Source organism: Pedobacter sp., assembly GCF_041662865.1.
Lineage (GTDB): Bacteria > Bacteroidota > Bacteroidia > Sphingobacteriales > Sphingobacteriaceae > Pedobacter.
Genome location: NZ_JBAZRL010000005.1, coordinates 90,422 through 106,151 on the forward strand (window position 1 = coordinate 90,422; position 15,730 = coordinate 106,151).

Consider the following 15,730-nt stretch of genomic DNA (forward strand, 5'->3'; position numbering starts at 1 on the left):
TATTAAAAAGTAACGTTAACACCTAATCTATATGTAGCCGATAACGGATATACCGTTGCATCAATACCAGCATTGGTAGGTGAGCCGCCAACTTCTGGAGTAAAGCCTTTATATCCAAACAAGGTTACAGGATTTTGTGCATCAACAAACACTTTAAGGCGTTGCATTTTCCATTTCTGAGTTAACATAGATGGTAAAGTGTATCCTAACTGAACATTTCTTAAACGAATATAAGCGCCACTTTCTACATAGAATGAGTTAGGAGCAGAGTTTGCAGTAGATCCTACATTTGCAGACGGATAGGTAGTCGAAGTACCAGCACCATGCCATCTGTTATCATAAAAATCTTTGCTGTAATTTTCATTACCAAAGCGATAAGCAATATTTGCATTGTAAATATCTACACCACCTACACCTTGAATATCTATTGTTAGATCAAAGTTCTTGTAACCAAAATTGGTATTGATACCGTAACTATATTTTGGATTTGGATTACCTAACGTTACACGGTCCTTTCCATCAATTGAGTTATCTCCATTTTGATCAACATATTTAAAATCACCTGGTTTTGCACCTGTTTGCGCTGATGCTGCAACTTCAGCTGCAGTTTGGAATATTCCAGCTACTTTATAACCATAAAATTCACCAATTGCACCGCCTTGTACTGTACGTGTTGCTAAAGCACCGTTTGCAATACCAGCACCACCAGAATAAATCGGATTTTGACCTGTAACTACTGATAAAATTTTATTGTTGTTTACACCAATATTTGCACTAACTGAATAACTGAAACCACTTTCATTTTGATCTCTCCAATTCGCTAATACTTCAAAACCACGATTTTGAAAATCTGCTTGATTACCAATAATTGTTCCTGATCCTGTACCAATAGAGCTTAAAATTGGAATAGCGAAAATTGCTTGCTCTGTTTTCTTGTTATAATAACCAGCTTCAATACTTAGTTTATTGTCTAAAAATGATGCTTCTAAACCGATGTCTGTACCAACTGTACGTTCCCAATTTAAAAACGAAGGTACCAATGAGTTTACGTTTGCACCTGTGTAAGCAACACCATTAAATATGGCTACAAAACCAGGACCTTGATTAATTAACAAAGTGGTTGGATTTACCGGTACACCAGCATTACCTACTTTACCCCAAGATGCTTTTAGTTTTAAGCTATTAAACACCTTTTGGTCTTTCATGAAATTTTCGTTAGAAATAACCCATCCAGCACCAACTGAAGGGAAGTAGCCCCAAAGATCTCCACCACCAAAAAACTGAGATGCCGCATCACCACGAAGTGTTGCGTTTAACAAATATTTATTTTGGAATGAATAATTTACTCTTCCAAAATAAGAAGAATACGTTTGCAAACTTCCACCATCGCCAACAGTTCTATCGGCGGCAGTTCCTAACGCTAAATATAAATCTCCCTCACTTGAATAGGGCACATTTAAAGCTGTAGAGTTAATAAAGTACGATTTTCTTCTCTGTGCTGTTTGACCAGCTAGAACAGTAAGGTTATGATCACCAAAAGTATTTTTATACGTTAATGTATTTTCAATAATCCAATTTCTATTCTCGCCTCTGTTAACCGATAATTTACTTACGTTATTTTGTTGACCTTGAGTTGCTTTATAAACTGGATTGTAATTTCTAGTTTCTGCTTGACCAAAATCTCCACCTGCACTTGTTTTAAAAGTGAAATTTTTTGCAAATGTTAATTCTGCAAAAACGTTACCAGTTAAACGGTAGTTTTTAGATTTTTGATTGAAGAAATCAATTGTTACTTGCGGATTGAAATTATTACCACCACCTAAACTGAAATCGTTCGCATCACCATAAGTGCCATCAGCATAATAAACAGGGACAACAGGGCCCGCAGCATATAATTGACGGAATATACCGCCATTAATATCATTTGATGAACTAGCTGTACCGGCTACAGAATAACCAATTTTTAAAGGTTTGAATACTTGAAAATCATTTGAAAGTTTAGCGGTATAGCGTTGATAATCTTGAGTTTTCACAATACCATCTTCTTTAGTATAACCTAATGAAAAATTATATGATGTTTTTTCTGTACCACCATTTACTGATAATTGATGGTTAGTTTGTATCGCATTTCTAAATACTTGATTATACCAATTTGTTCCAACACCATAACTTGATGGATTTGAAAACAAGGCTGGTGCGCCATTTGAAGCAGATAGTTCATTGATAATGGTTGCATATTCTGTAGCATTTGCCATCTCAATTTGATTGGTTACAGCTTTGTAACCTACCGAACCATTATAGTTAATTGATGGTTGACCAGATTTCCCCTTTTTAGTGGAAATTAAAACAACACCATTAGCAGCTCTAATTCCATAAATTGATTGAGACGAAGCATCTTTTAAAATGCTTAAAGACTCAATATCATTCGGATTTAAAAAACTAACCTCATCATACCAAACACCATCAACAACATAAAGTACACCGGTATTACCATAAATAGTACCAGTACCACGTATTGTTATTTGAGGAGAAGATCCTGGGCCGCCATTATTTACAATGTTCACACCAGCAACTTTTCCTTGAAGTGCACTTATTGGATTAATAGAAGATTGTTTAGAAATTTCTTCTCCTTTAATAGTAGCAACAGAACCAGTAACATCTATCTTTCTCTGTGTGCCATAACCTACAACAACTACTTGCTGTAAATCATTTGCAGAAGATTTAAAATTAACATCAATAGTGGTTCTATTGTTAATGGCAATCTCTTGAGTAACAAACCCTATATAGGTAAATACCAAGGTGCCGTTTGCAGGGGCACTAATAGAATAATTTCCATTAGCATCTGTTTGTACTCCGTTAGTTGTTCCTTTTACTATAACATTTGCCGATGGTACAGTTACACCTGTCTCATCTTTTACCACACCCTTAACTGTAACATTTTGGGCCCAAGCAACGTTTAATAGTAATAAACAAAAGAAGGTTAGAACAGAAAATTTTGTAAAGATTTTTTTCATACTGTTATGCATATTTGTTTAATTGATTAATCTAATTTTCTGTTTTAGTTTGATGTTTACAAGTAATCACACCTATACATTAATACATCACAGTACTAATGAGTAGTTTCTCATGGCCATAGATAAAACTGATTTTTAGACAAAAAACAACGTTTTTTTAATGTTAACAAGAAAATTACAGCTACTACAACGTAAAATCTGAGCGGGTAAGCTGATGTGAAGAAAATTGAAGTATGAGAGGTAATGATGTAGTGCTAAAGTTCCATTAAAAACTCAACTAGGTTTTTATCATGAGGAACTTCTAATTTTTTACGCAAACGATAGCGTCGTATTTCTACACCCCTAAGTGATATGTTTAAGAGAGAAGCCATTTCTTTACTGCTCATATTCATATGCAAATAAGCACAAAGTTTTAAGTCGTTTGGAACAAGATCAGGGTGATTAGCTTTTAGTTTTTTAAAGAAACTTTCATGTGCTTCATTGAAACTGCTTTCAAATAAATTCCAATCTCGTTCATCATTCATTCCATCATCAATTACTTTTTGAATTTTACGAAGTTGATCTTCAGAAAGCTTTTTGCCGTTTTCATCTTTCAGCTTATTCATCTCCTCACTCAACTTCTGTAGCAATTCATTTTTATATACTAAACTCATCGCAGAGTTTGCCAACTCTCTATTCTTGCCAGCAAGCTCAGCTTGTAGCTTTTCTGTCTGTAGTTTGATAATGTGTTTTTCTGTTGCTTCTGCTTCCTTTTTTAAGAATTCTTCCTTTTCAGTTTGCAGCTTTTGAGTAATAGCTTGCTGATCTTTACTTAATTTGGCTTCATATATTCTTTTACCTGCTATAAGTGCAATAACGCCAATTAATGCATAGCATGCTAAAGCCCAATTACTGCCGTACCAAGGAGGTAAAACGCTGAATTCAAAAACAGTAACATCGCTTATGATTTCTTCATTTATTTTAGCTCGTACTTTAAATGTATAACTTCCTCTGGTCAGGTTGGTAAAATCTTTTTGCGTTGCCGAACTCCAATCAGACCATTGTCTAGAATATCCTTCTAGGTAATATTGAAATTTAATTTTTGACTGACGATAATACGGTAAGGAAAAAGAAATGCGAATGTTGTTTCTACTAAATGGAATTTCTATGGCCTCTCCATTGTTTCCATTTTCAGTAAGGATAGAATACTTATCGGTAATATCTTCAATTTTCCTAATTAGAACGGAAGGTAGTTTTAATTTTTCTTGTTTGTTTTCGGTATTGGTAGTGTTGTAAATTACAAAGCCATCATCAACACTAATAAGATAAATTTTACTACTAATCTGACTTATGTTTTCATAATACTGAACCATTCTTCCATCTAGAATGCTAAATCTAGTTGAATCGATGAGTATTTTGCCAGGTTCGCTTAGATTAACCAAGCTCATTTTACCATGATTAATAAACCAATACTTTTTTAAACCAGCATTTATAATTTTGTTTGATGAATAAAAACTACCTAAATTTTTATTAAGCACATCGTATTTACTAAAGTGATTGCTAATTTCATCATATACGAAAAAGCCAGAGTCCGAAGAAAAAAGAATTTTATTCTCTACATTAAAAATATTGATGTTAAAACTCCCTGGTAAGCCATTTTTTTCATCGTAATACTTAATGTTGGTTGCTCTTTTTAAATCTGCGCTTAACGTTAATTTATACAAACCTTTATAGGCATGACTTATCCAAATATCCCCTTTTGTATCTTGTTCTACATATCTTGATGGTTCACCAAATCCAGTTACTTTATGACTGAATTTCCAATTTCCATTAGCATCTTTTGCAAAAATGACCAGACCATTATACGTTCCTTGAATTAAGAAATTAGGATTTGAATTCAGTTTTTTAATCGTCCATCCACCACTAATAGATGATATTCTTTCCATTCTATCACCAACAATATTGAAAGTTCCATCATTGTGACCACATATTAGCTGACCATCTATTTGACTAAGCTCCCAAACTTGTCCTTGCGAATTAGGAATCAATTTAAAATCAAATGAATTAAATAAATTCCCGTTTTCTGGTAACCATGGACTAGCAAATAAACCTTGATTTGTACCTAGATATATTTTGTTTTTTACGATTAAACTAGAATAAACTGTACCAAACTGACCAGCTTTATCGAAATAAAAATAGAGAGGAGAATTTAATTCTATCCTATCGATTCCATTGTCTAAGCCTGCCCAAAGATTTTGTTCATTATCTGCATATAAACTTAATATGGTATTGTTTTGCAAACCACTGGATTTATTTATGCGTTGAACAACATTCCCATCTTCATCGATAATGATTAAGCCATTTAAAATGGTTCCATAGGCATAATATTTATTTAAAATTTTTACGCCATTATTAAGTTGATAAGTTTTAAGAAAGGAATTTGCTGCGCTTAAAAGTGGGCTAATCTTTTGACCATCATAAACGAAAAGTCCGTTTTTACTAGTGCCGATAATAAAGCTATTGTTTTTGTAGGGAAGAATAGAAAGCACGCCTGTTTTTAAAAGAACTTCACTTCCAGCTATTGGAACTAAATTTTTCCCTTGTAACTCAAAAAGTCCTTTGCCCAAAACTTCTGCAAAAAGACGATTCCCTGCTTGATGTAAAAACAAGAATGCGCCAGGTGCTTTAATAACGTTTATCTTTTTATTTTCGTAGGTGTAAATAGTAGAGAACGATTGAAAAATAATCTTTTTTCCAACCACATAAATCTTCCAAATTTCATCTGTTATTTTGTTTGGCTTTGGAATTAATTTAACTAATGAGGTATAACTAAGATGTTTATTTTGATAAGACCAATAACCAAATTCGCCAAAACTTCCAGTATAAATCATCCCATTTGCATCGGTAGCTACCGCACGTACTATTTGGCGATTGGGCATTTTATATTGCTGCCAATATTTGCCATCGTAAGTAAGTAAACCTTCGGCATTGCCAAAATACATTATCCCATTTTTGTCTTTGGCTATCGACCAGTTTTGATTGCCGGATAGATAAGATGATTTAGGATAATTTTGGACATAAGGAACTCCAATACTTTGTATATCGCTAGCCAGAAGGGTAGTTGCATGGAGTAGAAATGCTAAAAAGGCAAGAAGATAGTTAAAAGATTTAATTTTCATTTATAGCTAGTGCAATGCTAAGTTGTTGCAAAATAAATATTTAAACTGTATAAATGATGATGGTGTTGTTATTTCTTAATGAATGCAAAGAAAACGGCAAGAATTATTAGCGCAAATGCTACCATGTGATTCCAAGCAATTTTCTCTGTTTTAAAAAATAGAATGGAGAAAATAAGAAAGACACTAATTGAAATAGCTTCCTGAGTAATCTTTAATTGCATTAAACTAAAAGGGCCACCATTTTCCTTAAATCCTAACTTGTTTGCGGGTACTTGAAAAATATATTCAAATAATGCAATTCCCCAGCTTATGGCAATAATGCTAATTAAACCTAAGCTCTTACTCCATTCCATGTCCTTAAACCTTAAATGCCCATACCAAGCCAAAGTCATAAAGGTGTTAGAGATGGTTAAGAATGCTATAGTTATAAGTGCTCTCATGCTTTTGCAACTTGTTGAGGGACTTTTACATAATAACCAGTTCCATCATAAGTACGTTTGCGAGGGTGAGTAGTACATTCTACAGAGCAGCAGCCTTGCAATTCTTCACCACATTCATCACATTGCGTAAAATGCTCATTGCATTCTGGATTTGCACAATTAATCATTTTTGGTGTGGTTTTGCCGCAATTATAACATTTAGAAACGATGGTTGGGTTAACAGAATTTACATCAACCGCTATGCGATTATCAAAAACATAACATTTGCCTTCAAAATCTTTTCCACCAGCTTCTTTTCCATATTTAATAATACCGCCATGTAGTTGATATACGTCTGTAAAACCATGGTGCAATAGCAAAGCTGACGCTTTTTCGCATTTAATACCGCCAGTGCAATACGTCATTATCTTTTTGTCTTTGTACTTAGCTAATGCATCTATTTGATCTGGAAAATCACGGAAATTCTCAATATCTAGCGTTACAGCATTTTTAAATTTGCCTAAATTATGTTCATAATTAGAACGAACATCCAAAACAACCACATCATCACGATCTAGCATTTCACTAAACTCAGCAGGTTCTAAATATTTTCCTGTTTTTTCGTTAGGGTTGATAATACTGGTATCACGTAAACCAGAATGTACAATTTCTGGTTTATACCTACAGTGCATTTTGATGAAAGAGGGTTCTGTAACCACATCAATTTTAAAATCTGTTTTAGCAAAGCGCTGATCAGCCTTTAAATGTGCCATGTAAGTTGAACAAGCTTCTTCAGTTCCAGAAACAGTTCCATTTAAACCTTCTTCGGCAACAATAATACGGCCTACAAGGTTCAAAGATTTACAAAAAGCTAAATGATCTGCAGCAAATTGTTCTGCATTCGCTATTGGAGAATAGCAATAATAAAGTAAGGTGTTGTATATCATAATTCATTGATACCGCTGCAAACGGCGTTTAATGCTCGCAAAGATAAGAAATTAGTCAGGAAGACTGAAAGCCTAGAAGATTAAATTTTCGGCTACTTAAAATCCATATGTTATCCTAAATCCTTGGTCAACCTTTTTATTCCCATCGTATGCATAGCCATAACTTGCGCCAAAACCTAAACGTTCGATGCCAAAATAAAACTCTTTGTAATTTCTTTTACCTGGTTGAGTTAAATAGTTTACACCTACAGTTTCCTCTAATTTTAACTTGCGTAACAAAGGGATTTTATTAAGCATAAAGCCAGCAAAGTTATGCTCAAAATGAATTTCTACATACTCACGACTTGTACTGTATTGATAAAAATCTAAAAATCTAAATTTCCTCAAATTAGGAGGGAATATGGTTGAGTTGTTTCCTCTAAAATGTTTCATGTCTGGATAAAAGACGGTGGTGTTATTTAAAAATTTACCAGCACCTACTACAAAAGACGAATAGCCCAATAAACCTGTACTAATACGATCTTGATAAACTTCTACACTTAATAAATCATAATCTACATCACTATTTAAAACACCCTTAAGTCCTTTTCTATACCCTAATTGAAAACGAGGATATTTTGATTCTTGATAAAATTTTCCATCTGGTCTGGTTATATATTTTTGTCCAATAGTATATGTTAAACCAGCTGATATACTTACTGAAGTATAAGTTGGAAATAGTGGTGTTTCGGTGGTCGGTGTAAATGGATTATTGGATGTATATTCCTCGTCTTTAAGGTCTCGAAGTTTATAAGTACTGGTGTTTTGTAAAGTATAGTTTTTACTATAATCTATACTTGCAGAAGCTTGTAAACCATCCGCCAATTCTCTGGTGCTGTTAATATTGGCGAACTCCTTTTTATAAAATTTAGAAAGATTTCGTTCAAAAAGTAAGGTGTTAATAGAGTTTGAAAGCAAACTCATTGAGCCATATCGATTAAGATCTGAAATATCACTACCAAAACTTGCACCTATACTCGCTCGTTTTAAAGGATCATAATAATAATTCCCACTTATGTTAGCTGTAAAAACATGATTGGAAAATCCATAACGAGCTTCTGGCCTAATGCTATAACTTTTCCTATCCTCTAAATTTTTTCGAAATGTTATGCCATATTTTAATCCAAATCCTTCAACTGTATTGTAAAAAACAGATCTAAGTAAAGGGTCAAAAGAGATGTATTTTTTCTCGTATCTTTTGTTAATGGTATATCCAGTTAATATCATTTTACCAATGCCAAACTCATTATTTTCTTTCTCTAAAGAGTCTAGGTAATGCTTAGATGTTTTACGCATGGCGATACTATCTTTCTTCTTATAATCGTACTTTTCTTCGTCCGTTAATGGAATTGGTCGAGCGTTCATCCAATACAATGAATCTTTTTTATTAACCGCTTTGGTTACTTTTAAAATTTCAGCTGTAAAATAATTTTTAGGGAAATTTGGGTGAATATTATAATCGCTGTAAATGCCTACATAATAGCCTTCAAATTTAAAACCAAGTACATTTCCATTAAATTGAAATTTAATATCTGAAGGCATGTATACGTTTTCAATCTTTATAAATTTTTGACTTATGTTTAACGTATCTACAAAATTAATACCTGCATCTTCTGTTAAAGTAAGATTTGTACCCATTAAGCGCCAACTATCATCAGCTATATAAACAATGCCTCTAAAAACGGGGTCATTTGTACGACGAGGTGTTACTTCTATTTTGTTAATTGTAACGCCGTTTTCTTCTGTTGTGCCTAACAATTTGTATCTATAATAGAATAATGCATTATCTGCAATTGGCGAAACAAAACTTCTAGAGCTTAAACCAGTTCCTCCTAACAATAAGTTTTCGTAAAAATTGATAATTAAATCGGATGCTTTATTAAAACTGAAAGAGTTATTTCTGCCAGAGACTTTTGAAGAAACCATTTCTTCATGAATTTGGTTTGGGCGTTTAAAACCGAAAACAGATTGAGATTCTGATAAATATAAAATCCCTTTCCTATTGGTATCCAAATCGAGCGTTTTCTGAATATCTCTACCAAAAAACTTTTTTGGAGCACCTACTAATTTTTGCAATCCTTTAATATAGACATTGCTGCTATATTCATCGACTTCGTTTAAATGTATTTTTCTGTTTTTAATAGCTTGCCTAATTATTTCATAAGCTGGGTCTTCGGCATTAGGCCTAATAATCACATTTTTAAGTGTATAGCTTTCTGATGCAAGTTTTTGATTTACTATTAAATCTGAATTAAGAGTTACCGTGTGTTCTACCGTTTTAAATCCAATAGCCTTATATACAAGTGTATAACTGCCTTTGTCCAGTGTAAGTTTATAAACTCCATCTGCATTTGCAGAAACACCTTTAGCAGTATTCTTTACATAAATAGAAGCAAATGGAATAATTTCACCGTCGGTTTCTGTTACTTTCCCGCTAATCTGATATTGTTGAGCAAAAGAAATAGTATAAGAAGCTAACACTAAAATTAGCAAGAGGTTAAATTTATTCATAAAAGATGATAAGCTATAAATATCGACTAAGTTCTAGAACTTAACACAAATAATATGTTAAAGTTTGTTAACGAGCAAAATATTATATTTTTGCAAAGGCGAATCGTTATTCCTACGATTGGTAGCACCAAAATTTAAAATCATGTATAAAACCCTACAACCTGTATTACAAAAAGAACTTGAAGAAATAGAAAATGCTGGCTTATATAAACGCGAACGCATAATTACCACACCACAAGGTGCGGATATTAAAGTGAGCACTGGCGCAGAAGTAGTTAATTTTTGTGCAAATAATTATTTAGGTCTTTCTTCTCATCCAACAGTAATTGAAGCTGCTAAAAAAGCGATTGATGAATATGGATATGGCATGTCGTCGGTTCGTTTTATATGCGGTACCCAAACTATTCACAAGGAATTAGAAGCTAAGATATCCGAATTTTTAGGTACAGAAGACACGATTTTATACGCAGCAGCTTTTGATGCTAACGGAGGTGTTTTCGAACCTTTGTTTAATGCAGAAGATGCCATTATTTCTGATGAATTAAATCACGCTTCTATTATTGATGGTGTTAGACTTTGTAAAGCGCAACGTTTCCGTTATAAAAATGCAGATATGGCAGATTTAGAAGCACAGCTAATTGCTGCAAAAGATTGTAGACACAGAATTATTGTAACTGATGGCGCTTTTTCTATGGATGGCTCGGTTGCTCCACTAGATAAAATTTGCGATTTAGCAGATAAATATGAAGCATTGGTAATGATAGATGAATCACATTGCACTGGGTTTATTGGTAAAACAGGCCGCGGTACACACGAACATTTTGGTGTAATGGATCGTATTGATATCATTACAGGTACATTAGGTAAAGCATTAGGTGGCGCATCTGGCGGATTTACCTCAGGCAAAAAAGAAATTATTGATATGCTACGTCAGCGTTCACGTCCTTATTTATTTTCAAACACATTAGCTCCGGCAATTGCAGGTGCATCTGTGGCTGTTTTAAATATGTTGAGCGATACTACTGCACTACGTGATAAATTAGAAAATAACACTAAATATTTCCGCGAAAAAATGACAGCTGCAGGTTTTGATATTAAACCAGGTTTCCACCCAATTGTTCCGGTAATGTTGTATGATGCTAAAATTGCACAAACTTTTGCGGCAAAAATGCTCGAAGAAGGAATTTATGTGGTAGGATTTTTCTATCCAGTTGTTGGACAAGGAAAAGCTAGAATCAGAGTTCAACTTTCAGCCGCACATGAGCAGCATCATTTAGATAAGGCAATAGCAGCTTTTACAAAAGTAGGCAAGGAATTAGGTGTTATTTAATATCCCATTTTAGTTTAAATCATTTATGAAAAGCATCTCAAAAATTGGTGGTGTAGGAGTTTTATTGTTGATGCTTTTCATAGCTTGTGAAAAGGTTGAGCAGCCTTCGTATCAAACAAAGGCAGAGGCTCAACTAATTTCAAATTTAGCTTATGGTAATGATCTAAAACAAACCATGGATGTGTATTTGCCGCCAAATCGAACCTCAAATACAAGTGTAATCATTTTTGTACATGGCGGAAGTTTTATTGGCGGTGATAAAAATGATTTTAATAAACACGCCATATATTTAGCAGGTTGCGGTTATGCAGTATTAAATGTCAATTATCGTTTAGTAGACGGCAGTGGATTAACCGATAGATTAGAGCCATTGCATATAGAAAGTGCAATAAAAATAAAAGATCAAGTTAATGACGTTGCAAGTGTTGTAGATTTTGCGATTGCACATGCCAAAGAATGGGTAGTTAGTAATAAACGAATTGCAATTGCGGGTCATAGTGCAGGAGGAACGTTAGCTTTATTGTATAGTTACGATGCAAGGAATACAGGTAAAGTTCAAGCGGTATCAAATATGGCTGGAGCTTTAGATCTAGTTTTTACTGGAGTTACTAATTGGGAGCGATATCCAAGGTATGTTTTTGAAGGTGGCTTCCGTTATACAGGATTTGATATTTCAGTTGCAAATGAGCAATATTACAAAGAGATCAGTCCGTTATTTACTGCAAATGCAAATAAGAAAATCTCAACATTAAATATTTTTCCGCAGAATAATGAAGTAATCGGATTGCCAAACCAAGATTTTGCAACTTACGATAGATTTACTGCAAGATTAGAAGAACTCAGAGTGCCTAATGATTTTTTGTACGTTAGTGGTGCCGATCACAACTTTTCACAAACTGGCAAATGGCAACTAGTACTAGACTCAACGGTTGCCTATTTCAATAAAAATATAAAATAACTTTAGCAGATTAATTTTCTAGTTCTTAGTTCATTTTCTTGTAATAAATACGTTTCAAGTTCATTTATAGACTCGTAAGCTGTAAAATATTTCTATAAATTGCTGTATATTTGGCAGATGTTACAAGACCAGATTACACAGTATACGGCAGAAATCAATTCATTTGATACTACTAGTGCCGAAGAACTGGAACAATTCCGCATTCGTTTTTTAGGAACCAAAGGTATTATTAAAGATATTTTTGATGAATTTAAAGCGGTTTCTCCTGAAGAAAAAAGAACATTAGGTAAAGTATTAAATGAGTTTAAGCAATTAGCTGAAGCAAAGTATCAAGCTTTAAGCGAAGTTACTGCAAACTCAAAACAGAAAACCGAAAGTTCTAAACTAGATATGACTTTACCTGGCGAGGGTTTCGAAGTTGGTGCTCGTCACCCTTTGGCTTTAGTGAGAAGAGAGATTATAGAAATATTTAATAAACTAGGATTTAGCGTTGCTGAAGGTCCGGAAATCGAAGATGATTGGCATAACTTTTCTGCCTTAAATTTCCCAGAAGAACATCCAGCGAGAGATATGCAAGATACTTTCTTCATCCAAAAAGGAGGAGAAAAAGGTGATATCGCTTTGCGTACACACACTTCATCTGTACAAGTACGTATGATGGAAGCAGGTCAGCCGCCATTTAGAGCTTTAATGCCAGGTCGCGTATACCGTAACGAAGCAATTTCTGCAAGAGCGCACTGTTTTTTTCATCAAGTAGAGGGTTTATATGTAGATGAGAACGTTTCGTTTGCAGATTTGAAACAAACCTTATTTTACTTTGTTCAAGAATTATACGGAGAAGGTACAAAAGTGCGTTTCCGCCCGTCGTATTTCCCATTTACAGAACCAAGCGCAGAGATGGACATTTCGTGTACAATTTGTAAAGGAGATGGATGCCAAATGTGTAAATATAGTGGATGGGTAGAAATTTTAGGTTGCGGTATGGTAGATCCTAATGTATTGGAGAACTGTGGAATTGATAGTAAGAAATATAGTGGTTTTGCATTCGGGATGGGAATTGAACGTATAGCCAACCTAAAATATGTAATTAAGGATTTGCGCTTATTTTCTGAGAATGATGTACGTTTCTTAAAACAGTATAAAACAGCAATTATATAATGAATAGGTTAATCGGTTTATTTTTGATGATTTTACTTAGCACGTCTTGTGCTAAAGAGGAAAATCTAATACCCGATTTACCGGTAAATTTTAGTGCACCATTAACAGATCCGAGATTAAGCAGATTAAGCACAGCAGGTGGTGCGGTAAGTTTAACAGGATATGGTGTTGCAGGTATTATTATTTATCGCAGGGCGGACAACGCCTATGTAGCGTACGATCGTTGCAGCACAGTAAACCCTGAAAAGAAAACAGCTGTTATATTAGATGATCCGACATTAACGGCAACAGATCAAGTATCTGGAGCTAAATATTCTTTGTACGATGGCAGTCCGGTAAAAGCACCAGCAAAAACATCACTAAAACAATACAACGTTACCATTGCAGGTAATACTATACAGGTAATTAATTAATGGAACCAGAAAAAATAAAAGAAAGCATCATTAGAGCTGCTAAGGAGTTGTTCAGGAAATATGGTTACCATAAAACCAGTGTAAATGAAATTGCCAAAAAAGCACGTATTGCAAAGGCAACTATTTACAAGTATTTCGATAGCAAAGAACAAGTTTTAGATGCTATTTTAATGGATTACCTAGATGTAAATCTTCACGAAATTTTAAGCAATAAAGTAACGTTTGCAAGTGAAGAAGAACATTTAAAAGCTTTAGTGATGAAGACTTGCCGTTTATCCTATACGGTTTGTAATGAGTTTATTGGCTGGGATTTCGTTCGTGAAAATGCCAATTCTCAAGAGTTCTTAAAACACCTTTCAGATCAGTTAGAAGCTCTTTTACTTTCTGCTTATTTAGAGCTTGATCATTTTAAAAAGAACCCAGCCCGCCGTGGTGGATTGGCTTTCCTCCTAAAAGCCAGCAAAAGCATAGTTTTCTCTTTCGCTTTCACTTCAGTCAGCGATGCCGATGTACGCAAGAACTTTGTGACTTTCCAAAAAGAGCTTTTACCTTATTTAGTTAAGGCTGCGTTGTAAGGTTATCTTGTGAGGTAGTTTTTGATGCTATAAAATCAAGCACACACCCTATGATCAATGTCAAGGCACCTATCTTAAATAAAAGATAATAGGAATCGGTAACCGAAAATATGTAGGTGAGTACATATGCAGTTAAAGCATGTGTGATTGAAAAGCCAATGGTCATCCAACTCCAAAGTTTCTTTTGTAAATCAGGCGCAACAATTTCTGTAACTCGACCAGCGGCCAAAGAACTAATCCCCAACGCAAGGCTGCCCACAAAAATACTTGATATAGCCAAGCTCCAGGTTGATGTAGAAAAAATGGGCATAACTACTCCTATTCCTTTAATAAATAAACTAATTCGAATACTTTTTGAAAACCCAAATTTATCTGCCATTAATCCAGTAATAACAGGTCCTATTGCTGCTGAGAGCCCGAGTAATATCCAGAAATTTGTTCCGGTCTCAAGGCCCTTATCAAGCCCTCTGCTAATAAAGTCAACCCAAAATACAGTATGAGGGACAAATCCTACCGCATTACAGACGTATGAGATTAATAATAAAACTATTGTTTTTGACCATATTGAATGTTTAATGCCCGATTTAAATGAAGGTTGGAACTCTTGTTTCTCATTACTTCCGTCAGGCCAGCTTGTCCAAAAGAAGATTACTAATAAAAAAGAAATTCCTGCAAAAACAAACCAAGTAGTTTTTAGGCCCTGATGAATTAGGAATGGAATTAGCGTGCCTGCAAGGGCGATACCTATACCTACACCCGAGAATATGATGCCACCTAGTAATCCTTTTTTAGTGGTAGTACTATGTTTAAAAATTGTGGGGGCAGTTAATACCATTATAATCCCTCCAGCTATACCGGTTATTAGTCTTAATATAAAATAGATAAAGAAGTTAAATTGGAAAGCACACAGTATAAACATAAGTACAACTGTTAATAAGGAAATGCGAATTAAGGGGATAAATGAGATGTGTTTATTTATCCAGGTAGCAAAAGCAGATCCAATAATATAGCCCGTTAAGTTTGAGGCACCTAAATAATCTGCCTGACTTATAGTAAACCATCCTTCCTTAACCAGTGCAGGAATTAATGGAGGGTATCCAAAACGACCAATGCCAATTCCGATAAGCAGTGTTGAAAAACCAGTTAAAGCAGGTATTATAATCTTTGAAAATTCAGATTTTGATTGCCATGTTGTTTTCATAAGGCAA

Annotated in this window: 11 protein-coding genes; 5 read left to right on the forward strand and 6 right to left on the reverse strand. The window is 34.3% G+C overall.

The genetic code is table 11. From position 1 onward, the window contains the following. Positions 1-2: 2 nt before the first annotated feature. The 5 genes from WC622_RS03225 to WC622_RS03245 all read right to left on the reverse strand — a co-directional run bounded on the left by WC622_RS03225 (position 3) and on the right by WC622_RS03245 (position 10,088). Positions 3-3,014, reverse strand: a complete 3,012-nt coding sequence (locus WC622_RS03225) for a SusC/RagA family TonB-linked outer membrane protein (protein ID WP_372817232.1) — start codon at positions 3,012-3,014, stop codon at positions 3-5. Positions 3,015-3,268: 254 nt separating this feature from the next. Next, on the reverse strand, positions 3,269-6,172 hold the full coding sequence (locus tag WC622_RS03230; protein WP_372817234.1) for a triple tyrosine motif-containing protein: 2,904 nt from the start codon (positions 6,170-6,172) through the stop codon (positions 3,269-3,271). Positions 6,173-6,240: 68 nt separating this feature from the next. Continuing rightward, on the reverse strand, positions 6,241-6,612 hold the full coding sequence (locus WC622_RS03235; protein WP_372817235.1) for a DMT family protein: 372 nt from the start codon (positions 6,610-6,612) through the stop codon (positions 6,241-6,243). Further along, positions 6,609-7,538, reverse strand: coding sequence for a rhodanese-related sulfurtransferase (locus tag WC622_RS03240; protein ID WP_372817237.1), 930 nt, complete (start codon positions 7,536-7,538; stop codon positions 6,609-6,611). Before WC622_RS03240 ends, WC622_RS03235 begins: the two co-directional genes overlap by 4 nt. A gap of 96 nt (positions 7,539-7,634) precedes the next feature. Next, positions 7,635-10,088 (reverse strand): DUF5686 and carboxypeptidase regulatory-like domain-containing protein, encoded by a 2,454-nt coding sequence (locus WC622_RS03245; RefSeq protein WP_372817239.1) that lies wholly within the window; start codon positions 10,086-10,088, stop codon positions 7,635-7,637. A gap of 142 nt (positions 10,089-10,230) precedes the next feature. Here WC622_RS03245 and kbl point away from each other — a divergent pair, with 142 nt between their 5' ends. The 5 genes from kbl to WC622_RS03270 all read left to right on the forward strand — a co-directional run bounded on the left by kbl (position 10,231) and on the right by WC622_RS03270 (position 14,522). After that, positions 10,231-11,418 carry a glycine C-acetyltransferase gene (kbl, locus tag WC622_RS03250; protein WP_372817241.1) on the forward strand — a complete coding sequence of 396 codons (1,188 nt, stop codon included), beginning with the start codon at positions 10,231-10,233 and terminating at the stop codon, positions 11,416-11,418. Between the two features lie 25 nt (positions 11,419-11,443). Then, a complete protein-coding gene (locus WC622_RS03255; protein WP_372817243.1) occupies positions 11,444-12,376 on the forward strand; it encodes an alpha/beta hydrolase fold domain-containing protein in 933 nt (310 codons plus the stop codon). A 117-nt stretch (positions 12,377-12,493) separates the two neighbouring features. Further along, positions 12,494-13,534 (forward strand): phenylalanine--tRNA ligase subunit alpha, encoded by a 1,041-nt coding sequence (gene pheS, locus WC622_RS03260; RefSeq protein ID WP_372817245.1) that lies wholly within the window; start codon positions 12,494-12,496, stop codon positions 13,532-13,534. Next, positions 13,534-13,947 (forward strand): hypothetical protein, encoded by a 414-nt coding sequence (locus WC622_RS03265; protein ID WP_372817247.1) that lies wholly within the window; start codon positions 13,534-13,536, stop codon positions 13,945-13,947. Before pheS ends, WC622_RS03265 begins: the two co-directional genes overlap by 1 nt. Next, positions 13,947-14,522, forward strand: a complete 576-nt coding sequence (locus tag WC622_RS03270) for a TetR/AcrR family transcriptional regulator (RefSeq protein ID WP_136844101.1) — start codon at positions 13,947-13,949, stop codon at positions 14,520-14,522. The genes WC622_RS03265 and WC622_RS03270 overlap by 1 nt, the downstream gene beginning before the upstream one ends. On the opposite strand, the gene WC622_RS03275 is transcribed toward WC622_RS03270, so the two are convergent. Next, a complete protein-coding gene (locus WC622_RS03275) occupies positions 14,506-15,723 on the reverse strand; it encodes a YbfB/YjiJ family MFS transporter (protein ID WP_372817249.1) in 1,218 nt (405 codons plus the stop codon). The two genes, WC622_RS03270 and WC622_RS03275, sit on opposite strands and share 17 nt — an antisense overlap. Positions 15,724-15,730: the final 7 nt, after the last annotated feature.

Coding starts and splice junctions, on each gene's coding strand:
- WC622_RS03225 (WP_372817232.1), bottom strand. CDS start 3,014: ATGAAAAAAATCTTTACAAAATTTTCTGTTCTAACCTTCTTTTGTTTA.
- WC622_RS03230 (WP_372817234.1), bottom strand. CDS start 6,172: ATGAAAATTAAATCTTTTAACTATCTTCTTGCCTTTTTAGCATTTCTA.
- WC622_RS03235 (WP_372817235.1), bottom strand. CDS start 6,612: ATGAGAGCACTTATAACTATAGCATTCTTAACCATCTCTAACACCTTT.
- WC622_RS03240 (WP_372817237.1), bottom strand. CDS start 7,538: ATGATATACAACACCTTACTTTATTATTGCTATTCTCCAATAGCGAAT.
- WC622_RS03245 (WP_372817239.1), bottom strand. CDS start 10,088: ATGAATAAATTTAACCTCTTGCTAATTTTAGTGTTAGCTTCTTATACT.
- kbl (WP_372817241.1), top strand. CDS start 10,231: ATGTATAAAACCCTACAACCTGTATTACAAAAAGAACTTGAAGAAATA.
- WC622_RS03255 (WP_372817243.1), top strand. CDS start 11,444: ATGAAAAGCATCTCAAAAATTGGTGGTGTAGGAGTTTTATTGTTGATG.
- pheS (WP_372817245.1), top strand. CDS start 12,494: ATGTTACAAGACCAGATTACACAGTATACGGCAGAAATCAATTCATTT.
- WC622_RS03265 (WP_372817247.1), top strand. CDS start 13,534: ATGAATAGGTTAATCGGTTTATTTTTGATGATTTTACTTAGCACGTCT.
- WC622_RS03270 (WP_136844101.1), top strand. CDS start 13,947: ATGGAACCAGAAAAAATAAAAGAAAGCATCATTAGAGCTGCTAAGGAG.
- WC622_RS03275 (WP_372817249.1), bottom strand. CDS start 15,723: ATGAAAACAACATGGCAATCAAAATCTGAATTTTCAAAGATTATAATA.